The organism is Burkholderia contaminans (assembly GCF_029633825.1).
GTDB classification, from domain to species: Bacteria; Pseudomonadota; Gammaproteobacteria; order Burkholderiales; family Burkholderiaceae; genus Burkholderia; species Burkholderia contaminans.
The window spans coordinates 1-20132 of sequence record NZ_CP090640.1; the positions used below are offsets into that span (position 1 = coordinate 1).

The 20132-nt window shown below is 61.2% G+C and carries 17 protein-coding genes, 2 tRNA genes and 3 rRNA genes; 9 read left to right on the forward strand and 13 right to left on the reverse strand.

What is annotated here, in order from left to right; translation table 11 throughout:
- Positions 1-35 precede the first annotated feature (35 nt).
- From rrf to LXE91_RS00025, 5 genes are all read right to left on the reverse strand, one after another.
- Positions 36-148, reverse strand: a 5S ribosomal RNA gene (rrf, locus tag LXE91_RS00005).
- 153 nt (positions 149-301) lie between these two features.
- Positions 302-3177 (reverse strand): 23S ribosomal RNA (locus LXE91_RS00010).
- Between the two features lie 289 nt (positions 3178-3466).
- Positions 3467-3543: transfer RNA gene (locus LXE91_RS00015), tRNA-Ala, on the reverse strand.
- Positions 3544-3582: 39 nt separating this feature from the next.
- Positions 3583-3659: transfer RNA gene (locus tag LXE91_RS00020), tRNA-Ile, on the reverse strand.
- A gap of 64 nt (positions 3660-3723) precedes the next feature.
- Positions 3724-5255: ribosomal RNA gene (locus LXE91_RS00025) — 16S ribosomal RNA — on the reverse strand.
- Together the 16S, 23S and 5S rRNA genes with 2 tRNA genes alongside form the textbook arrangement of a ribosomal RNA operon.
- A 567-nt stretch (positions 5256-5822) precedes the next feature.
- On the opposite strand from LXE91_RS00025, the gene LXE91_RS00030 reads away from it, so the two are divergent.
- The 4 genes from LXE91_RS00030 (at position 5823) to LXE91_RS00045 (ending at position 9635) form a co-directional block, all read left to right on the forward strand.
- Positions 5823-7040, forward strand: a complete 1218-nt coding sequence (locus LXE91_RS00030; protein ID WP_039370656.1) for a DUF2863 family protein — start codon at positions 5823-5825, stop codon at positions 7038-7040.
- A 215-nt stretch (positions 7041-7255) separates the two neighbouring features.
- Positions 7256-8092, forward strand: coding sequence for a response regulator transcription factor (locus LXE91_RS00035; protein WP_039370653.1), 837 nt, complete (start codon positions 7256-7258; stop codon positions 8090-8092).
- A 75-nt stretch (positions 8093-8167) separates the two neighbouring features.
- Positions 8168-8842 (forward strand): energy-coupling factor ABC transporter permease, encoded by a 675-nt coding sequence (locus tag LXE91_RS00040; protein ID WP_039370651.1) that lies wholly within the window; start codon positions 8168-8170, stop codon positions 8840-8842.
- Between the two features lie 139 nt (positions 8843-8981).
- Positions 8982-9635, forward strand: a complete 654-nt coding sequence (locus LXE91_RS00045; protein WP_039370648.1) for a BspC domain-containing protein — start codon at positions 8982-8984, stop codon at positions 9633-9635.
- 85 nt (positions 9636-9720) lie between these two features.
- On the opposite strand, the gene LXE91_RS00050 is transcribed toward LXE91_RS00045, so the two are convergent.
- Together LXE91_RS00050 and yaaA are read right to left on the reverse strand one after the other, a co-directional pair.
- The gene (locus LXE91_RS00050; protein WP_039370646.1) at positions 9721-10875 is read right to left on the reverse strand and encodes a M14 family metallopeptidase; all 1155 of its coding nucleotides are present in this window, start codon (positions 10873-10875) and stop codon (positions 9721-9723) included.
- 137 nt (positions 10876-11012) lie between these two features.
- Positions 11013-11795, reverse strand: coding sequence for a peroxide stress protein YaaA (gene yaaA, locus LXE91_RS00055; RefSeq protein ID WP_039370644.1), 783 nt, complete (start codon positions 11793-11795; stop codon positions 11013-11015).
- A gap of 57 nt (positions 11796-11852) precedes the next feature.
- Here yaaA and LXE91_RS00060 point away from each other — a divergent pair, with 57 nt between their 5' ends.
- Complete coding sequence (locus tag LXE91_RS00060) at positions 11853-12350, forward strand: putative toxin-antitoxin system toxin component, PIN family (RefSeq protein WP_039370640.1); 498 nt, start codon at positions 11853-11855, stop codon at positions 12348-12350.
- Positions 12351-12383: 33 nt separating this feature from the next.
- Positions 12384-13556 carry a pyridoxal phosphate-dependent aminotransferase gene (locus tag LXE91_RS00065; protein WP_039370637.1) on the forward strand — a complete coding sequence of 391 codons (1173 nt, stop codon included), beginning with the start codon at positions 12384-12386 and terminating at the stop codon, positions 13554-13556.
- 42 nt (positions 13557-13598) lie between these two features.
- Here LXE91_RS00065 and LXE91_RS00070 read toward each other — a convergent pair whose 3' ends face one another.
- Positions 13599-14255: a glutathione S-transferase family protein gene (locus LXE91_RS00070; RefSeq protein ID WP_039370634.1), complete on the reverse strand. Its 657-nt coding sequence runs from the start codon at positions 14253-14255 to the stop codon at positions 13599-13601.
- A gap of 14 nt (positions 14256-14269) precedes the next feature.
- Between LXE91_RS00070 and LXE91_RS00075 the strand changes: the two genes are divergently transcribed.
- From LXE91_RS00075 to LXE91_RS00085, 3 genes are all read left to right on the forward strand, one after another.
- Positions 14270-14461 carry a hypothetical protein gene (locus LXE91_RS00075; protein ID WP_135370777.1) on the forward strand — a complete coding sequence of 64 codons (192 nt, stop codon included), beginning with the start codon at positions 14270-14272 and terminating at the stop codon, positions 14459-14461.
- Positions 14458-15249 carry an oxepin-CoA hydrolase, alternative type gene (locus LXE91_RS00080; RefSeq protein ID WP_039370630.1) on the forward strand — a complete coding sequence of 264 codons (792 nt, stop codon included), beginning with the start codon at positions 14458-14460 and terminating at the stop codon, positions 15247-15249. Before LXE91_RS00075 ends, LXE91_RS00080 begins: the two co-directional genes overlap by 4 nt.
- A 248-nt stretch (positions 15250-15497) precedes the next feature.
- Complete coding sequence (locus LXE91_RS00085) at positions 15498-16190, forward strand: glutathione binding-like protein (RefSeq protein ID WP_039370627.1); 693 nt, start codon at positions 15498-15500, stop codon at positions 16188-16190.
- A 47-nt stretch (positions 16191-16237) separates the two neighbouring features.
- Here the strand turns inward: LXE91_RS00085 and LXE91_RS00090 are convergent, their stop codons facing one another.
- Genes LXE91_RS00090 through LXE91_RS00110 form a run of 5 tightly spaced genes read right to left on the reverse strand, consistent with a single transcriptional unit; the run spans position 16238 to position 20036 of the window.
- Positions 16238-16714, reverse strand: coding sequence for a MaoC family dehydratase (locus LXE91_RS00090; protein WP_039370625.1), 477 nt, complete (start codon positions 16712-16714; stop codon positions 16238-16240).
- Complete coding sequence (locus LXE91_RS00095) at positions 16711-17172, reverse strand: MaoC family dehydratase (protein ID WP_039370623.1); 462 nt, start codon at positions 17170-17172, stop codon at positions 16711-16713. Before LXE91_RS00095 ends, LXE91_RS00090 begins: the two co-directional genes overlap by 4 nt.
- Before the next feature lie 37 nt (positions 17173-17209).
- Positions 17210-18343, reverse strand: a complete 1134-nt coding sequence (locus tag LXE91_RS00100; RefSeq protein ID WP_039370620.1) for an acyl-CoA dehydrogenase family protein — start codon at positions 18341-18343, stop codon at positions 17210-17212.
- A 19-nt stretch (positions 18344-18362) separates the two neighbouring features.
- Positions 18363-19559 carry an acyl-CoA dehydrogenase family protein gene (locus LXE91_RS00105; protein WP_039370618.1) on the reverse strand — a complete coding sequence of 399 codons (1197 nt, stop codon included), beginning with the start codon at positions 19557-19559 and terminating at the stop codon, positions 18363-18365.
- Positions 19560-19613: 54 nt separating this feature from the next.
- Positions 19614-20036 carry a DUF1178 family protein gene (locus LXE91_RS00110; protein ID WP_039370616.1) on the reverse strand — a complete coding sequence of 141 codons (423 nt, stop codon included), beginning with the start codon at positions 20034-20036 and terminating at the stop codon, positions 19614-19616.
- Positions 20037-20132 lie beyond the last annotated feature (96 nt).

Below are 20132 nucleotides of genomic sequence, written 5' to 3' on the forward strand. Positions count from 1 at the left end.
CCCCGCCTTTCGGGCGGGGGTCTCTGGCTTAGGGAGCCTGACGATTACCTACTTTCACACGGGAATCCGCACTATCATCGGCGTAGAGTCGTTTCACGGTCCTGTTCGGGATGGGAAGGGGTGGGACCGACTCGCTATGGTCATCAGGCAAAAGGGGTTGTTGCGCTGGCTTCGCAGCACAACCAATCCTGGAAGAAGCAGTAATCTTGAGTTGTGTGTATCACACACGAGAATCAACTTATCGCTTTGGATCGCAGCCAGTGCTGTCGCACGGCGCCGATCTACAAGGCAGACTTGTTATAGGATCAAGCCTTACGGGCAATTGGTATCAGTTAGCTGAACGCATTACTGCGCTTACACACCTGACCTATCAACGTCCTGGTCTCGAACGACCCTTCAAGGGGATCTAGTCCCCAGGGATATCTCATCTTAAGGCGAGTTTCCCGCTTAGATGCTTTCAGCGGTTATCTCTTCCGAACATAGCTACCCGGCGATGCCACTGGCGTGACAACCGGTACACCAGAGGTTCGTCCACTCCGGTCCTCTCGTACTAGGAGCAGCCCCTTCAAATATCCAACGCCCACGGCAGAATAGGGACCAAACTGTCTCACGACGTTTTAAACCCAGCTCACGTACCTCTTTAAATGGCGAACAGCCATACCCTTGGGACCGGCTACAGCCCCAGGATGAGATGAGCCGACATCGAGGTGCCAAACACCGCCGTCGATATGAACTCTTGGGCGGTATCAGCCTGTTATCCCCAGAGTACCTTTTATCCGTTGAGCGATGGCCCTTCCATACAGAACCACCGGATCACTATGACCTGCTTTCGCACCTGCTCGACTTGTCGGTCTCGCAGTTAAGCACGCTTATGCCATTGCACTATCAGCACGATTTCCGACCGTACCTAGCGTACCTTCGTACTCCTCCGTTACGCTTTGGGAGGAGACCGCCCCAGTCAAACTGCCTACCATGCACTGTCCCCGACCCGGATCACGGGCCAAGGTTAGAACCTCAAACAAACCAGGGTGGTATTTCAAGGACGGCTCCACCGAAACTAGCGTTCCGGTTTCATAGCCTCCCACCTATCCTACACAGATCGGTTCAAAGTCCAATGCAAAGCTACAGTAAAGGTTCATGGGGTCTTTCCGTCTAGCCGCGGGTAGATTGCATCATCACAAACACTTCAACTTCGCTGAGTCTCGGGAGGAGACAGTGTGGCCATCGTTACGCCATTCGTGCAGGTCGGAACTTACCCGACAAGGAATTTCGCTACCTTAGGACCGTTATAGTTACGGCCGCCGTTTACCGGGACTTCAATCAAGAGCTTGCACCCCATCATTTAATCTTCCGGCACCGGGCAGGCGTCACACCCTATACGTCCACTTTCGTGTTTGCAGAGTGCTGTGTTTTTATTAAACAGTCGCAGCCACCAGTTTATTGCAACCCCTTCACCCTTCTGGCGCAAGCCAGTCAAGCTAAGGGCGTACCTTATCCCGAAGTTACGGTACCAATTTGCCGAGTTCCTTCTCCCGAGTTCTCTCAAGCGCCTTAGAATACTCATCTCGCCCACCTGTGTCGGTTTGCGGTACGGTCATCGTTAGACTGAAGCTTAGAGGCTTTTCTTGGAACCACTTCCAATTGCTTCGCTCCCTAAGGAGCTCGCGCCACACCCTTGAATTCCGCGCCCGGATTTGCCTAAGCGCCTTCTCCAATGCAGCGACCGGGACTTCCAACACCCGGACAACCTTCCGCGATCCGTCCCCCCATCGCATCTAACAATGGTGCAGGAATATTGACCTGCTTCCCATCAGCTACGCATTTCTGCCTCGCCTTAGGGGCCGACTCACCCTACGCCGATGAACGTTGCGTAGGAAACCTTGGGCTTACGGCGAGGGGGCCTTTCACCCCCTTTATCGCTACTCATGTCAGCATTCGCACTTCCGATACCTCCAGCACCCTTTACAAGGCACCTTCGCAGGCTTACGGAACGCTCTCCTACCATGCGTGCTAAGCACGCATCCGCAGCTTCGGTATATAGCTTAGCCCCGTTACATCTTCCGCGCAGGACGACTCGATCAGTGAGCTATTACGCTTTCTTTAAAGGGTGGCTGCTTCTAAGCCAACCTCCTGACTGTTTTAGCCTTCCCACTTCGTTTCCCACTTAGCTATATTTGGGGACCTTAGCTGGCGGTCTGGGTTGTTTCCCTCTTGACACCGGACGTTAGCACCCGATGTCTGTCTCCCGTGATTGCACTCTTCGGTATTCGGAGTTTGCTATGGCGGGGTAATCTGCAATAGACCCCCCAACCATGACAGTGCTCTACCCCCGAAGGTGAGACACGAGGCACTACCTAAATAGTTTTCGGAGAGAACCAGCTATTTCCAGGTTTGTTTAGCCTTTCACCCCTATCCACAGCTCATCCCTAACTTTTCAACGTTAGTGGGTTCGGACCTCCAGTACGTGTTACCGCACCTTCATCCGGCCATGGATAGATCACCTGGTTTCGGGTCTACGCCCAGCAACTGAACGCCCTATTCGGACTCGCTTTCGCTACGCCTGCCCTATACGGTTAAGCTTGCTACTGAACGTAAGTCGCTGACCCATTATACAAAAGGTACGCCGTCACCCCTTACGAGGCTCCGACTGTTTGTATGCATGCGGTTTCAGGATCTATTTCACTCCCCTCCCGGGGTTCTTTTCGCCTTTCCCTCACGGTACTGGTTCACTATCGGTCGATCACGAGTATTTAGCCTTGGAGGATGGTCCCCATCTTCAGACAGGATTTCACGTGTCCCGCCCTACTTGTCGCACACCTAGTTCTTTCATACTGTTTTCGCCTACAGGGCTATCACCTGCTATGGCCGCACTTTCCAGAGCGTTCGGCTAACAATACAAATAAAGAGTGCAAGGCTCATCCCATTTCGCTCGCCACTACTTTGGGAATCTCGGTTGATTTCTTTTCCTGCGGTTACTTAGATGTTTCAGTTCACCGCGTTCGCTTCGCATGGCCTATGTATTCAGCCATGGATACTCCAAAAGGAGTGGGTTTCCCCATTCGGACATCTACGGATCAAAGCTCGTTTGCCAGCTCCCCGTAGCTTTTCGCAGGCTACCGCGTCCTTCATCGCCTGTGATCGCCAAGGCATCCACCACATGCACTTGTTCGCTTGACCCTATAACGAGTCTGTCTCATCGACAGTCGCTACAGGTTGAGTTCTCGCGTTGTGCCGTATTCCAATTTAAGTCGAACATAGAGTTCGAATCATCTTGAGATACATCGATACAATCACAACCCGGATAACTTTCACGTCCATCTCAAGACGCTTCCGCTATCCAAATTACTTACTTCTTCCAGATTGTTAAAGAACGACAGCCGATATCATGCTTGATATCCTCTGACTGGCTCAATCGCCAATGACAAAGACTCGAACAATCGTCATTCGAATGTTTGTCATTGAAGATTGGTGGAGGCGAGACGGGATCGAACCGACGACCCCCTGCTTGCAAAGCAGGTGCTCTCCCAGCTGAGCTATGCCCCCATTGAGTACAGATGACCTCAGGTACCTACCGCCAGACAATGGTGGGTCTGGTTGGATTCGAACCAACGACCCCCGCCTTATCAAGACGGTGCTCTAACCGACTGAGCTACAGACCCCTGAGTCTGTCTTTAAATTTACAGCCGATAAGCGTGAGCGCTCAACTTCGCGAGATAGCTCTGGAAAGGAGGTGATCCAGCCGCACCTTCCGATACGGCTACCTTGTTACGACTTCACCCCAGTCATGAATCCTACCGTGGTGACCGTCCTCCTTGCGGTTAGACTAGCCACTTCTGGTAAAACCCACTCCCATGGTGTGACGGGCGGTGTGTACAAGACCCGGGAACGTATTCACCGCGGCATGCTGATCCGCGATTACTAGCGATTCCAGCTTCATGCACTCGAGTTGCAGAGTGCAATCCGGACTACGATCGGTTTTCTGGGATTAGCTCCCCCTCGCGGGTTGGCAACCCTCTGTTCCGACCATTGTATGACGTGTGAAGCCCTACCCATAAGGGCCATGAGGACTTGACGTCATCCCCACCTTCCTCCGGTTTGTCACCGGCAGTCTCCTTAGAGTGCTCTTGCGTAGCAACTAAGGACAAGGGTTGCGCTCGTTGCGGGACTTAACCCAACATCTCACGACACGAGCTGACGACAGCCATGCAGCACCTGTGCGCCGGTTCTCTTTCGAGCACTCCCACCTCTCAGCGGGATTCCGACCATGTCAAGGGTAGGTAAGGTTTTTCGCGTTGCATCGAATTAATCCACATCATCCACCGCTTGTGCGGGTCCCCGTCAATTCCTTTGAGTTTTAATCTTGCGACCGTACTCCCGGGCGGTCAACTTCACGCGTTAGCTACGTTACTAAGGAAATGAATCCCCAACAACTAGTTGACATCGTTTAGGGCGTGGACTACCGGGGTATCTAATCCTGTTTGCTCCCCACGCTTTCGTGCATGAGCGTCAGTATTGGCCCAGGGGGCTGCCTTCGCCATCGGTATTCCTCCACATCTCTACGCATTTCACTGCTACACGTGGAATTCTACCCCCCTCTGCCATACTCTAGCCTGCCAGTCACCAATGCAGTTCCCAGGTTGAGCCCGGGGATTTCACATCGGTCTTAGCAAACCGCCTGCGCACGCTTTACGCCCAGTAATTCCGATTAACGCTCGCACCCTACGTATTACCGCGGCTGCTGGCACGTAGTTAGCCGGTGCTTATTCTTCCGGTACCGTCATCCCCCGACTGTATTAGAGCCAAGGATTTCTTTCCGGACAAAAGTGCTTTACAACCCGAAGGCCTTCTTCACACACGCGGCATTGCTGGATCAGGCTTTCGCCCATTGTCCAAAATTCCCCACTGCTGCCTCCCGTAGGAGTCTGGGCCGTGTCTCAGTCCCAGTGTGGCTGGTCGTCCTCTCAGACCAGCTACTGATCGTCGCCTTGGTAGGCCTTTACCCCACCAACTAGCTAATCAGCCATCGGCCAACCCTATAGCGCGAGGCCCGAAGGTCCCCCGCTTTCATCCGTAGATCGTATGCGGTATTAATCCGGCTTTCGCCGGGCTATCCCCCACTACAGGACATGTTCCGATGTATTACTCACCCGTTCGCCACTCGCCACCAGGTGCAAGCACCCGTGCTGCCGTTCGACTTGCATGTGTAAGGCATGCCGCCAGCGTTCAATCTGAGCCAGGATCAAACTCTTCAGTTTAAACCTGTTACTGTTTTCGGTTCAGTTAAGAACCGGTCGCTCACTCAAAGCTGACAGGTAAATGAATTACTTCATAAACCTGACTTACTTTAGTGTGAGACTCTTGATACTTTCGCTATCTGATCCGAGGATCAGCTCGCTGCCATCAAGCGCCCACACTTATCGGCTGTTAATTTTTAAAGAGCATTCTGCGAGGAACTTCGTGTTTCCCGGCAGCGCTGCGTTTTCAGCAGCAGAGAAGCGAGATTATGAACCGTGTTTCGCAGCTCGTCAACAACTTTTTACACTACATCGTTGCGACTGCGGGGCTCAACTTCCAGGCCGGCTGCGCGCTACAGACTGCTGCGCTCCACCAACCTTGCTTCCCTCTCCCGCGCCGCGTTTCCGTTAGCGCGAAAGAGGCGTGATTGTAGGCACCCGCTTCGATCTGCGCAAGGGGTTTGAAGCAATTCTTTTCCAAAAGCTGCAATTTGGCCGGCCGGCCACGAGTCGGCACGAGACCGCTTATGGTGCAAAGAACGGACTAGAATGTGAGGTTCTTCGCCTCTTTCTATATACGTCTTTAATATGCGCCAGCGAATCGCCAAACGCCTCCCCCCCGATGCCGACAAACTGGTCGGTCTGTCGCTTGCGCTCTTCGCCTCGGGCAGCCGCATCGAGGACCGCTTCTGGGAAGCGAAGCTCGACGCGCTGCTCGCCAAGATTGTCCGCAACGGCAACCAGACCACGCTCGACGCAGCGCTCGACCATCTGCAGCAGAATCATCCCGACACCTATGGCGCGCTCGCCGACATGGCCGAGACGCACAGCGAGTCGATGGTGATCGAGCATGACGGCCAACCGTTCGATGCGCTGCTCGTCGCCGTCCCGGTTCTCGCCTGGACGCGCTACATGATTCCATCGGGCCCGCTCAAGGGCGACGTTGCCGACGCGCTGCGAACGCACCTGCAGGCACACGTCCTTGCGAACGGGACCCTCGTCGGGCTTGCCCCGTTCCTCTACAGCATCGACCAGCTACCGCGGCATCACGTCGAGACCTACCGGCTTGCCCAGCAGCTCTCGCACGCGGCGATCAGCCAGCATACGCCCAAGCTCAGCTTCGGCGACCTGCCCGAAACCTCGCCGATCCTGGCCGACCCGCGCTTCCTGCTCGCCGTCGTCGCAGCCCCCGCCGGCGCACCGCTGTTCCGCTGGCAGGAAGAAGAAAACGGCAGCCGGATCGAACGCGGCCAGTGCCTCGAGCAATGGACGACCCAGGGCGGCCCGAACCTGTCGATCGCGCTGCCCGGCTGCGAATTCGAATGCCTGCTTCCGGACGCGTACTATTCGGCTTGCCGGGATGCGGACGAACGCATCCGTCCACATACGGTCCGAACGGCCATTCGTTATCTATTCGACACACTTGGTGCAGCACCGCAAGAGCTGCGCGCGGTGGTCGCCGGCTTCGGCGAACGCCGTATCGACGAGTACCGTGTCGGCTTCACACGGCGTGCCAGCAACGACGTAATCTACGGCGTCGTGTGGCCGCTGTACGGTCGCGAAAACGGCGACCTGTCGATCGACGGGGCGACGCTCGAAGGCGAAGCGCCGATCGAAGGACCGGTCGAGGAAATCGTGAATCTGCTGAAGGAATGCGGCGTAACCGACGTCAGGCGGCACGCGGGCCGCTTCGAACCCGAATATTGCGATGACTGCGGCGTGCCGCTCTACGCAGATCCGCTAGGCGAAATCGTCCACGCCGAAATGCCGGAAGACGCGTCACCCGCCCAGCCGCACTTCCACTAACTCGCAGCACAGCAGGCCCTGACAGCCTGCCCATCTGAAGCCGCTCACGGTTCCCGCCGGAGCGGCTTTTTACTTGTCCGCCCTCCCGCCACCCGAAATTTCATACTTTTCCTAAGCCTTTCAGCCAAGCAGACATCGTGTAAGGTCTTTGTCATCATCAGACCCAAGACATGCCAGACGGCAGATATGAATGGCTCACATCAAGGAGGTTGAATATGCGGTTCCTGATACTCAATTCAGACGCCGAGCGGCGTGACGGACTGAAGGCCCTGTTGCGACAGATCGACCGTCACGCCGGCATCAACGATGCGCACGACAGTTTTCAGGCGCGCAGGCTGCTGCGTAACCAGCGTTTCGACCTCGTCGCGATCGACTGGCTCGACGTAGGCCGGCTCAGCGAGCTTCAGGCGATTTGCAGCGCGTGCTCGCCGACACCCGTCGCCGTCCTGGTCGACGAAACATCGCCCGAAGCCATCCAGCGCTTCTTCAACTACGGTGTCGCCGGCGTGATCCCGCATTCCACGCGGCCGCAGTTGATCGTACGTGCGCTCGAGATCGTGCTGCTGGGCGGGCATTACATTCCGCCGATCGCGCTCCGCCTGCTGCCTTCTACTGCTGCGGCGCGCTACGACGCCCATTTCCAGACGCTCGCCGAGTCGCTTCCCCGGCGGCGGGCGAGCGGCCTCCTGTCGCCGCGGCAAGCGCAGATCATGCGCTTCGTCCACATGGGCAACACCAACAAGATGATCGCTCGTACACTCGGCATCAGCGAAGGCACCGTCAAAATCCACCTAGCCAGCATCTTCCAGCAGCTTGGCGCCGCCAACCGCGCCGCCGCGGTCGCGATCTACAACGGCTGGCTGTCGCCCCATCTCGAGGTGCTGCTGGCGAACCGCAATCGCGCGCGCAAGCCGCCCATCGGCGAGCACGGCCCAGTTCCGCTGCGTATGCAACGGAGCGACCGGCCGTACCCGTTGCCGGCGCCGATCGATAGCGCGCAGGACCTGCCGATCGCCGCCGAGCCGCCAGCGCGGTTCCGGCGCGGACGCTAGTCAAACAGTCTCGATATTGCGACGGTCGACGTGTGCGGATTCCCACCTTTGATGCTCAACGAGTAATATGGACGCATGGGTTTTCTTTTCACACCGCTTCCGCTCTGGGTGGGCATCGGTGGCTGGATCGCCGCCGTGGCCCTGCTCGCGCTCGCGATCTGGAATCGTCCCTTCGTGCGCCTGCAGGACGCCACGCTCCAGCACGTGTGGCTCGCGCTCGTCACCGCCATTGCGGTCCTCTGGGCCTCGAATGCGTGGCTCGACGATGGCATCGTCATGCATCTGCTTGGCGCGACGCTGCTCGTCACGCTATTCGACTGGACACTCGCACTGATCGCGATGGGCGCCGTCACGGCGGTCGCCGCGATCATCTTCGATGCGCCCTGGCAAGGCATCGGCCTGACCTATCTGATCTACGGCGCGCTGCCGGTTGCCGTGTCGGCATTGCTGCAGCGCGCCGCACTCGCATGGTTGCCGCACAATCTCGCGTCGTTCATTACCGGCCAGGGATTCCTGTCGCCGGCAATCGCGATCATCACGGTCGCCGCTGCCGCTGCCGGGGTTCAGCTCGCACTCGCGGATGGCGCTCCCGTCGTGATTCCCGCCGGCTATCTGCTGAACACCGCGCTGCTCGCACTCGGCGAAGCGTGGTTCACCGGCATGGCGACCGCACTCATCGCCGTCTATCGTCCCGCATGGGTCACGACCTTCGACGTTCGGCGCTACCGTCTCGGCGGCCCGCGCGCCTGAATTACCCTCCGGCGGCGCCGCCGTCATCACGAGCCGACAGTCTCTCGTTCAGTACGGCAGAATGCGACATCTACTGCCGCACAACTTTTTTACGCTAAGATTGAACTCCGGTTCTTCATTGGGCATCTATACGTGCCCGATGTCTCATTCGCTCCTCACCAATAACCAGATGGACAGCTCTCCTGCGTCGCTCCGGATTTTCCGGGCGCTCGGCAAGCTGGCAGCCTGTATTGCGGGCCTGTCGCTTGCGCTTCCGACACCGGCATTCGCCGATCTGCTCGACCAGCGCTCCGAACTGATCAACAAATTCGTCAACGAAATGCATGCCGATCCGCTCGCCGCCGATTGTGCAGCGCACGGCAGCTTCATCGCCAGCACGTCGTCGGCCTTCGACCGCGTCGACTTCGCGCCGAACGCATTCGACAGCGGCAACGCGACGATCACGCCATGGAACGACTCGTTCGACCAGGGCAAGCAGCGCGTGAAGGTCGACAATATCGTCACTGTCGACGGCCTCGGCATCCACAGCGACGGCAGCGACCCGACGCCGCTGAAATTCCGATGCGGCTATGTCGGTCAGCAGATGCTCGCGTTCAGCTGGAACGACCCGGTTCCGCCGCTTAGGCCGCGCGTCGAGCGCTCCTCGTCCTCGACGAAGAAATTCAAGGGCAAGTCGCACCGAGGCAAGGGCAAGGCAAAGGCATCGGGCCGTACCGGCAGCAAGAAGGCCGTCGCAACGAAAAAGTCGAGCGGCCAGAAGAAGGTCGTGAAGAAGACCGCGAAGAAGTCCTGATCCGCCGAAGCGACATCGACATAAGCAAAAAAAGCCGGGGCATCCTGAGATGCCCCGGCTTTTTTCATTCGGCGACGCGCTACGCTTACGCGAACGTGTCGACGTGCACCAGGATCGCCGCCAGCATCGCCGCACCAAGCGCCGCGCTTCGCTCGCCGTTCCAGCCGACGCGTTCGTCGGGCAGGTTCGCGTTGTCCTTGAACGGCATCTCGAGCGTCAGCGACAAACAGCCGAACTGGTGGCCGATGTACTTCGACGCGAGCTTGAGCGCGTCCTCCTTGTACTTGCTTGCGGCGTAGCCGTGCTCCGTCTGGAAGTCGGGGCTCGCGACCTTGAATGCCTCGATGAACGCGGTCTGCTCCTTGCCCTGCTGCTCGGTGAAGCTCGGCAGCATCTCGGAGCCGGCAACGAACACATAAGGCAGATCTTCGTCGCCATGAATGTCGAAGAACATGTCGCAGCCGATCGCATGGATTGCATCGCGCACGGCCAGCACCTCGGGGCTGCGCTCGGCATCGGGCGCCATCCACTCGCGGTTCAGGTTCGCGCCTGCCGCATTGGTGCGCAGGTTGCCATGCACGCTGCCGTCGGGGTTCATGTTCGGGACGATATAGAACGTCGCACGATCGTACAGCTTGCGCGCGACCGGATCGCCAGCCCAGTCGCCCCATCCGGCGAGCCGCTTGACGAGGCCCTCGACGAACCACTCGGCCATCGACTCGCCGGGATGCTGGCGTGCGATGATCCACACCTTCTTCTTCGGCGCGCCGTCGGTTTCCGGCGTACCGAGCGTCAGCAGCGACATCGGGCGATCTTCAACCGTCCGGCCGAGTTCGACGACGCTCGCCTGCGGCAACTGCTGGACCGCGCCGAGAAACGCCGCGTGACGCTCTTCCGAGTACGGTTCGAAATACGCGTAGTAGATGCTGTCGAAATCCGGCGTATGGTCGATGGTCATCGTCTTGCCGTCGAACGTCGTCGGCACGCGGAACCAGTCGACCCGGTCATAGCTCGCCACCGCGCTGTAATTGCGCCAGCCCGACGGATACGCGCATTCGGCAGCATTCTCGAACGTCATCACGCAGCGCTGGCCGCGCGCACCGGTCAAGCGGTAGTAAAACCATTGCGCGAATTCCGAGCGGGTGTCGCCGCGCACGCGCAGCCGAATCGCATCGGGACTGTCGCACGACACGACGTCGATTGCGCCTGCGTCGAAATTGCTGGTGATCGAAAGGGCCATCTGTCTCTCCTTTGTCGACCGGCGTTAGCGCTTTAGCGCTTACGCCGGTCCCATGTAAAGCTGGCGACCGGAACAGGCCGTGTAGCACTTGTCCGGCCTCATGCATGCACCGGCCGTCTCGTGAACGGCCGACAGGGTCACTCGCCGACTCGCCGGCGAAATACGTACGTCGAATCGTTCGACGCGGTTGCATCGAACGCATAGCCTTCCGTCGTGAAATCCTTCAGCGCCTTCGGGTCGGCAATACGGTTCTCGACGATAAAACGCGCCATCAGGCCGCGCGCACGCTTCGCATGGAAGCTGATGATCTTGTAGCGGCCGCCCTTCCAGTCCTCGAACACCGGCGTGATGACGGGCGCGGCCAGCAGTTTCGGCTTGACCGACTTGAAGTATTCGGTCGATGCGCAGTTGACCAGCACGCGCGCCGCGCCGCTGCGCGTTTCGAGCTGTTCATTCAGCGCCCGCGTGATGCGGTCGCCCCAGAACGCGTACAGATCCTTGCCGCGCGCGTTCGCGAAGCGCGTACCCATCTCGAGCCGGTACGGCTGCAGCAGGTCGAGCGGACGCAACAGCCCGTACAGGCCCGACAGCACGCGCACGTGCTGCTGCGCATAGTCGAGATCGGCGGACGACAGCGATTTGGCGTCGAATCCTTCATAGACGTCACCGTTGAACGCGAGCACAGCCTGTTTCGCGTTGGCCGGGGTAAAGGTTCGCGACCAGTCCGCGTAGCGCTGGAAATTCAGGCGTGCGAGCGGATCGGAAATATCCATCAGCGTCGCGATGTCCTGCGGCGACAGCTTGCGCAGGCCGTCGATCAGCTCGGACGCGTCGTCGACGAATGCAGGCTTCGTGTAAGACTGGACGTGCGCGGGCGTATCGTAGTCGAGGGATTTGGCTGGAGAGAGAACGATTATCATAGAGGCTCGCTGGCACGCCGTGCCTTGCGGTCAGACGAAAACCACCGATTGTAACGAATGACCCGCTCTCTCGCCCCGCACGCCGCGCACCGCGTCGTGCTCGACTCGAACGTCTGGATCGACATCCTCGTATTCGACGACCCCGCCACGCGCCCGATCCGGGCCGCGCTGGAAAGCGGCGCGCTGGCCGCCGTGATCGACTGCCGCTGCCTGACCGAGCTCGAATACGTGCTCGACTATCCGCAGTTCCAGTCGCGCGCCATCGACAAGGCGGCCGCACTCGCGACCGTCTCCCGGCTCGCGAGTCTCGTCGAGCCGCCGCCCGTCGACGCCAACGCGCCGCCGCTGCCGAAGTGCAAGGACCGAGACGACCAGAAGTTTCTGGAACTCGCCCGCGCCGCGCAGGCCGACTGGCTCGTGTCGAAAGACCGAGCGCTGCTGAAGCTCGCGAAGCGCACCGCACGCGACTTCGGCTTCCGGATCGCGCAGCCCGCGCCATTTACCGAGGCCTGCTCGCTCGACGCCGCGCCGGACACGACGACCACGCCGGCCTGACCTAGGCCGCACCACCCGATTTCGACCGTATCGATGAACGCTCCTTCAGACATGCCAACGACTCCTGTTTTCCCCTCGCGCCTGCCGAACGTCGGCACGACGATCTTCACGGTCATGAGCGCGCTTGCCGCAGAAAAAGGCGCGGTGAACCTCGGCCAGGGCTTTCCGGATTTCGATTGCGATCCGCGCATCATCGATGCGGTTGCCGCCGCGATGCGCAACGGGCACAACCAGTATCCGCCGATGGCCGGTGTCGCGCCGCTGCGCGACGCGATCGCAGACAAGATCGCGCAGGTCTACGGCCGGCGTTACGATCCGGCGACCGAAATCACCGTCACGGCCGGCGCGACGCAGGCGTTGCTGACCGCGATCATGTGCACGGTGCATCCGGGTGATGAAGTGATCGTCGTCGAACCGACCTACGACAGCTACCTGCCGTCGATCGAACTCGCGGGCGGCAGGCCCGTGTTCGTCACGCTGGAAGCACCCGACTACGCGATCCCGTTCGACCGCCTCGCGGCCGCGATCACGCCGAAAACGCGCATGATCCTGATCAATACGCCGCATAACCCGACGGGCACCGTGTGGCGCGAGTCGGACATGCGCAAGCTCGAGGAGATCGTGCGCGGCACCAACGTGCTGATCCTGTCCGACGAGGTCTACGAGCACATGGTCTATGACGGCGCGCGCCACGAGAGCGTCGCGCGCTATCCGGAACTCGCCGCGCGCAGCTTCATCGTGTCGAGCTTCGGCAAGACCTATCACGTGACGGGCTGGAAGGTCGGCTATGTCGCGGCGCCTGCCTCGTTGACCGCGGAATTCCGCAAGGTCCACCAGTTCAACGTGTTCACGGTGAACACGCCGATGCAGATCGGGCTCGCCGATTACCTGCGCGACCCGGCGCCGTACCTGACGCTTGCCGACTTCTACCAGAAGAAGCGCGACTACTTCCGGGCCGGCCTCGAGCGCACGCGCTTCAAGCTGCTGCCCTGCACGGGCACGTACTTCCAGTGCGTCGATTATTCGGCGATCAGCGACCTGCCGGAAGCGGAATTCTCGAAGTGGCTCACGTCGGAGATCGGCGTGGCCGCCATTCCGGTGTCGGCGTTCTATCACGAGCCGCACGAATCGGGCGTCGTCCGATTCTGCTTCGCGAAGCAGGAAAGCACGCTCGCGTCCGCGCTCGAACGGCTCGCACGCCTGTAAGACCCGCACGGGCGGTCGCACACCGCCCTGCGGGAATCGCGCTTACGAACGCGCGACGCTCGTCGCGTCGATATACGCCTTGCGCTCGGCCGCCACGCGCAGTGCGGCAGGGCGCTCGCCCACCTTCTTCGCATGCGTCTTCCAGTCGATGCCTGCATCGAGCAGGAAATCGCGTCCGAATACGGCTTTCGTCGCCATGCCGATAACCGGCAGATGGACCCACGCGGCAATGTCCGCGAGGCCGAACGACTCGCCGAGCACATACGGCGAAAACTGCGTCATCTGCTTGAATGCATCGATCGCGCGCGGCAGGCGCTTCTCGACGTGCGCCTTCATCCCGTCGCTGACCTTGCCGCCGAAAAACGCTTCGGTGTAAACCTCGCGCGACATCCATTCGAGATACAGTTCGAGCGTCTCGATGAGTTCGCGCACCTTCGCGGCCGCAAACGGGCTCGCCGGGAAAATGCCTTTTTCGGGATAGCGCGCCGCCAGGTACTCGATGATCACCTGGGACTCGAACAGCGCGCCTTCTTCGGTCTTCAGAAAGGGAATCTTGCCGAGCGGCGAATCGGCTAGCTGCGCCGGATCGCTGACCGGCAGTCCACATACCGACTCCTCGAACGGAATGTCGTGCTCGAGCAGGACGAACTTCACCTTGTTGTAATAGTTGGACAACGGAATACCGCACAGCTGTAGCATCGGAGTCTCCTTCCTTGCTGAAGCGCGGCCGCATCGATGTCGGCCGCATCCGGATTCATCGCGCTGAAAAGCACGTTCGTGCTAGTCTAAAGCAAGTTTTTCGTCCGTCACGACAACATTACATCCGCTTCGGCATCGGCTGCATCAGCACGCGCAACGCGTGGGGCGCCGCGGCCCTGCCATCCGATGGAGACACGCTCGCATGAGTGCTGAACTGCTGGCCTCACGTCCGCCCGAGAGCGAATCGACGCTCGTCCTCACGCTGTCCAATCCCGGCGCACGCAACGCGCTGCATCCCGACATGTACGCGGCCGGCATCGAAGCGCTCGCCACCGCCGAACGGGATCCCGGGATCCGCGCGGTCGTGCTCACCGGCGCCGATCGCTTTTTCTGTGCTGGCGGCAATCTGAACCGGCTGCTCGACAACCGCTCGAAGGATCCGTCCTACCAGGCCGACAGCATCGACCAGCTCGGCGCATGGGTAACGGCGATCCACGCTTCGACGAAGCCGGTGATCGCAGCGGTGGAAGGCGCCGCGGCCGGCGCGGGCTTCTCGCTCGCGCTCGCGTGCGACCTGATCGTCGCCGCGCACGACGCGAAGTTCGTGATGTCGTACGCGCGTGTCGGCCTGACGCCCGATGGAGGCGGTTCGTGGTTCATTGCCCGCGCGCTGCCGCGAGCGATCGCGGCCGAGATCCTGTTCGAGGGCAAGCCTGTCGCAGCCGAACGTCTGCACACGCTCGGCGTCGTCAACCGGCTCGCCGTGCCCGGCGCGGCACTGACCGATGCACTGGCATGGGCCGATGCGCTCGCCGGCATCTCGCCGAACGCACTCACGCGCATCAAGTCGCTGCTCGACGACGCGACGACGCAACCACTCGATGCGCATCTCGCCACGGAGCGCGATCATTTCGTCGCGTCGCTCCATCATGCGGACGGGCTCGAAGGCATCACCGCATTTCTCGAGAAACGCCCGCCCCGCTACAAGCGCTGAACGGTCGCGCCCACGTTCGAATCGACATGTCGCCGTGCCGCATCGACCCGATGCGGCGCGGCGACGCTTCTGTCTCGACGACTCGGGACGATACGCAATCGCCTCCGGCGCCATGTAGCGCACCACGCGCGCACACGCATCGGCACGCACATTCCCGTCGCCAGCAGCCCACATCGATCCATGCTCTAATGACCGCCTGTCGCGGCGCTGCCGGCGCCGTTTTCGCGCATGCAACATAGGAGTTCACGATGATCGACGTCTATAGCTGGGCGACCCCGAACGGTCACAAGGTGCACATCATGCTCGAGGAAACGGGCCTCGCTTATCGTGCCCATCCGGTCGATATCGGCGCGGGCGACCAGTTCAAGCCGGAATTCCTGAAGATCAGCCCGAACAACAAGATTCCCGCGATCGTCGATCCGGACGGCCCCGGCGGCCAGCCGATCTCGCTGTTCGAATCGGGCGCGATCCTGATCTACCTCGCGGAGAAGACCGGCAAGTTCCTGCCGACCGATCCGGCTGCACGCTACGCGACGCTCGAATGGCTGATGTTCCAGATGGGCGGCGTCGGCCCGATGCTCGGACAGGCGCACCATTTCCGCCTGTATGCGCCGGAGAAGATCGAGTATGCGGTCAACCGCTACACGAACGAGGCAAAGCGCCTGTACAACGTGATGGACAAGCGTCTCGGCGAATCCGAATATCTCGCGGGCGACGCGTACACGATCGCGGACATTGCGACGTTCCCGTGGACGCGCTCGTGGCAGAACCAGGGCATCGTGCTCGACGAATTGCCGAACGTGAAGCGCTGGTACGACACGATCGCCGCGCGACCGGCCGTGCAACGCGGTGTCGAAGTGCTCGCGTCGATGCGCAAGGCGCTGCAGGACGACAAGGCACGCGAGGTGCTGTTCGGTGCAACGCAATACGCGAAGCACTGACACACATGTGACGGGCGGAGCGGCTTCCGTGCATGCCGCTTCCCGCTTCAGAAGTAATGCAGCGTGATGAATTCCGCCGCGCAGACTGGCAGCGGCACATCGGGACGCTCGACCTGCATCGTCACCGACCACGTCACCTGCACACCGTCTCGCGCGGCCTCGGCGGTTTCCTTTACCGCAAACAACGCACGCACACGCGCACCCACTGGCACCGGCTTCAGGAACCGCACGCGGTTCAGTCCGTAGTTCACCCCCATCTTCTGCTCGAAACGCATCGCATCGGCCATCAACGCGGGAATCAGCGACAGCGTCAGGAACCCGTGCGCGATCGGGCCGCCGAATGGCGACTCGCGCCGTGCACGTTCGGGATCGACGTGAATCCATTGATGATCGCCGGTCGCATCGGCAAAGCCATCGACACGACGCTGGTCGATCGCGATCCAGCCGCTCGCGAGCGGCTCTGCGCCGACTCGCGCCTGCAGCGCCTGCGCCGATGCGATCAGCGGCAAGGTCACGTCGGTCATGCGTGCGTGCCTCCCGGATGGCGCAGCCCGAAGATCACCTTGGTATGCACGGTGATCACCGTCTCGCCGGCGCCGTTCACGCCGACCCACTCCGTCGACACGATGCCGCGGTCGGGCTTGCTCTCCGACACGCGCTTGTCGTGGACCTTCTGGTACATCGTGATCGTGTCGCCGGCGCGCACCGGCTTGAGCCAGCGGATCGAGTCGATGCCGGGCGAGCCCATGCTCGTCGAGTCCGACCCGAGCTTCTTGATGAGCAGGCTCATGAACACCGAACACGTATGCCAGCCGCTCGCGACGAGCCCGCCGAAATGCGATGCTTTCCCGGCTTCTTCGTCGAGGTGGAACGGCTGCGGGTCGTAGCGTTGCGCGAACGCCTTGATGTCGTCGGGTTCGAACGTGTAGCGGCCCACTTCGGTGGTGCTGCCGACCACCAGGTCTTCGTAACTGATGCCCACTAGGTGTCTCCTTGTCTGGTGCGCTCTCGCGTCGCCGTCATGCCGCGTCGGTCTGCGCGAAATCGGGCAGCGCCGCGATGCGGGCGAGATGATGATCGGTGTCGCCGAGCGTCGTCTCGATGATCGTCAGCCGCTTGAACAGGTGCGCGGCGGCGACCTCGTTGGTCACGCCCATGCCGCCGTGCAGCTGGACGGCCTGCTGGCCGACGAAGCGCGCGGCGGCGCCGACGCGCGCTTTCGCGGCCGACACGGCCTTGCGCCGCGCATCGGCATCGCCGCTCGCGTAGCGTACGGCTGCCAGGTAGGTCAGCGAACGCGCCTGCTCGGCATGGATCAGCATGTCGACCATCCGGTGCTGCAGCGCCTGGAAACGCGCGATCGGCACGCCGAACTGTTCGCGCGTCTTCGTGTATTCGACCGTCGCTCGATTCAGTTCGTCGAGCACGCCGACCGCCTCCGCGCACAGCAGGAACGTCGCGTAATCGGCAACCTGCTCGAGGGCCGCAGCGTCGCGCGCACCGCCCGTCAGCAGTCGCGCCGGCGTTTCATCGAACCCGATCGTCGCGGCACGCTGGCCGTCGATCGTCCGGTAGTCGACCACCTTCGCGTTCGCGGCATCCCGTTCGACGACGAAGAGGCCGATGCCGCCACCATCGACGCGCGCCGGCACGATCCACGCATCCGCCTGTGCGCCATGCTGAACGACCGATTTCGTGCCGGTCAGCCGATACGTGCCGCTTTGCTCGCGTGCATGCGTGTCGAGTTCGAACAGGTCGTAGCGCGCATGCGGTTCGTGGAATGCAACAGCCACGCGCTTCTGCCCCTGCGCGATCGCCTCCAGCAGCGCCGCATCCTCGCCAGCGCCGGAACCGGCGATGCGCAACGCCTCGACGCCCACCACGGTTGCCCAGTATGGCTCGATCACGAGCGCACGGCCGAGTTCCTGCATCACGACCAGCATGTCGACCGGGCCGCCGCCAAAGCCACCCTGCGCGTCCGGCACGGGCAGCGCGGTCAACCCCAGTTCGCCAAATGCGCTCCATTGTGTGTCCGACACGCCCGCGTCGCTGCGCACGATTGCCTGGCGCGCTTCGAAGCCGTATTGCTCGCCGAGATAACGGCGCAGCGCGTCGGCAAACTGCTGCTGCTCATCGGTAAAGCTGAAATCCATGGTTGTCTCCGTTCCCTGATCACAGCCCCAGAATCATCTGCGCGATGATGTTCTTCTGGATCTCGTTCGAACCGCCGTAGATCGACGTCTTCCGGTAATTGAAGTAGTACGCGGCAAGCGGTGCCGCATCGTCGTCGCCGGCGATGCTGTGCTCGCGCTGCCCGTCGAGGAACGGTACGTCGAACGGTGCGGCGAGCGGGCCGATCGCGTCGACCATCAGCTCGGTGAGCGCCTGCTGCACTTCCGTGCCCTTGATCTTCAGCATCGACGCCTCGGGGCCCGGGCCCTTGCCGCTCGTCTCGCGGCTGACGACGCGCAGCACCGTCACCTCGAGCGCAATCAGTTCGACCTCGAGCGCCGCGACCTTCGCAGCGAACACGGGATCGGCGAGCAACGGCTTGCCGTTCTTGCGCTGGTTCGACGCGACGCGCTTCAGGAACGCAAGCTCGCGCTTCGACGCGCCGACGCGCGCGATGCCGGTACGCTCGTGGCCAAGCAGGTATTTCGCGTAGGTCCAGCCGCGGTTCTCGTCACCGACGAGATTCTCGACCGGCACCTTCACGTCCTCGAAGAACACCTCGTTGACCTCGTGGTCCTCGTCGAGCATGACGATCGGGCGCACCGTGATGCCGGGCGTCTTCATGTCGATCAGCAGGAACGAGATGCCTTCCTGTTTCTTCGCTGCGGGATCGGTACGCACGAGACAGAACATCATGTCTGCGTACTGGCCGAGCGTCGTCCAGGTCTTCTGGCCATTGACGACGTAGTGGTCGCCCTGACGCTCCGCGCGCGTGCGCAACGATGCGAGGTCGGACCCCGAACCCGGCTCCGAGTAGCCCTGGCACCACCAGTCCGACCCGTCGAGAATGCGCGGCAGATAATGACGTTTCTGCGCTTCGCTGCCGTATTTCATCAACACCGGCGCAACCATCGATACGCCGAACGGCAGCACGGTCGGCGCGCCGATCCGCGCGCACTCCTCGTCCCAGATGTGTCGTTGCGTCGCGTTCCAGCCCGGGCCGCCGTATTCGACCGGCCACGCGGGCGCAGACCAGCCACGCTGGCCGAGAATCCGGTGCCAGCTCGCGAAATCCTCGCGATCGAGCCGTTTGTGATCGAGTACTTTGGCGCGCAGTGCGTGAGGCAGGTTGGCCTCAAGCCAGGCGCGGACGTCGACGCGGAACGCGTCGTCCGAGGGGGAATAATCCAGATCCATGCGCAGTGTCTCCTGTCCGCAGCCGTCCGGCCCGGCAAGGACTCACTGCATGTTTCATTGCAGCGGTTCTTTGAGCGCGGCAGGAATCGGCAGCGGCATCACGTCGATGCCTTCTTCGGCCAAGGATTGCGCATCTTCGGGCGTCGTGACGCCACGAATGCTGCGTGCCGGCGCCTCGTTGTAATGGATGCGCCGCGCTTCCTCGGCGAAGCGCTCGCCCACATTCTCGGTTTTCTCCAGCACCTCGCGCAGCGCACGCATTACCTGCGCCTGCAGTGCACGCGAATCGACCGGCTGGGCCTGCGCCGCGCCCGACAAGTTCAGGCGCGGCGCCGACGGCAGACGGTTGACCTCGGTCGTTCCGCACACCGGACATTCGACCAGCTTGCGGGACAACTGCGCTTCGAATTCATCGGCGGAAGCGAACCAGCCTTCGAACCGATGACCGTGCGGGCACTGTAAATCGAGGACCTTCATGCTGAATCAGGGCGTGTGGCGAGTGTAGCGCAAAAAGCGGTTTTGTGAACGGTCGTGCTAAATATCGATCGCGCGACGCGAGGGCGCCGCGTCACC

Bases quoted from the DNA above. Each gene is read 5' to 3' on its own strand.
- LXE91_RS00105 (WP_039370618.1), bottom strand. From the start codon at position 19,559: ATGGATCTGGATTATTCCCCCTCGGACGACGCGTTCCGCGTCGACGTC.
- LXE91_RS00080 (WP_039370630.1), top strand. From the start codon at position 14,458: ATGAGTGCTGAACTGCTGGCCTCACGTCCGCCCGAGAGCGAATCGACG.
- LXE91_RS00045 (WP_039370648.1), top strand. From the start codon at position 8,982: ATGTCTCATTCGCTCCTCACCAATAACCAGATGGACAGCTCTCCTGCG.
- LXE91_RS00110 (WP_039370616.1), bottom strand. From the start codon at position 20,036: ATGAAGGTCCTCGATTTACAGTGCCCGCACGGTCATCGGTTCGAAGGC.
- LXE91_RS00085 (WP_039370627.1), top strand. From the start codon at position 15,498: ATGATCGACGTCTATAGCTGGGCGACCCCGAACGGTCACAAGGTGCAC.
- LXE91_RS00070 (WP_039370634.1), bottom strand. From the start codon at position 14,255: ATGCTACAGCTGTGCGGTATTCCGTTGTCCAACTATTACAACAAGGTG.
- LXE91_RS00060 (WP_039370640.1), top strand. From the start codon at position 11,853: ATGACCCGCTCTCTCGCCCCGCACGCCGCGCACCGCGTCGTGCTCGAC.
- yaaA (WP_039370644.1), bottom strand. From the start codon at position 11,795: ATGATAATCGTTCTCTCTCCAGCCAAATCCCTCGACTACGATACGCCC.
- LXE91_RS00030 (WP_039370656.1), top strand. From the start codon at position 5,823: ATGCGCCAGCGAATCGCCAAACGCCTCCCCCCCGATGCCGACAAACTG.
- LXE91_RS00100 (WP_039370620.1), bottom strand. From the start codon at position 18,343: ATGGATTTCAGCTTTACCGATGAGCAGCAGCAGTTTGCCGACGCGCTG.
- LXE91_RS00040 (WP_039370651.1), top strand. From the start codon at position 8,168: ATGGGTTTTCTTTTCACACCGCTTCCGCTCTGGGTGGGCATCGGTGGC.
- LXE91_RS00035 (WP_039370653.1), top strand. From the start codon at position 7,256: ATGCGGTTCCTGATACTCAATTCAGACGCCGAGCGGCGTGACGGACTG.
- LXE91_RS00090 (WP_039370625.1), bottom strand. From the start codon at position 16,714: ATGACCGACGTGACCTTGCCGCTGATCGCATCGGCGCAGGCGCTGCAG.
- LXE91_RS00065 (WP_039370637.1), top strand. From the start codon at position 12,384: ATGAACGCTCCTTCAGACATGCCAACGACTCCTGTTTTCCCCTCGCGC.
- LXE91_RS00050 (WP_039370646.1), bottom strand. From the start codon at position 10,875: ATGGCCCTTTCGATCACCAGCAATTTCGACGCAGGCGCAATCGACGTC.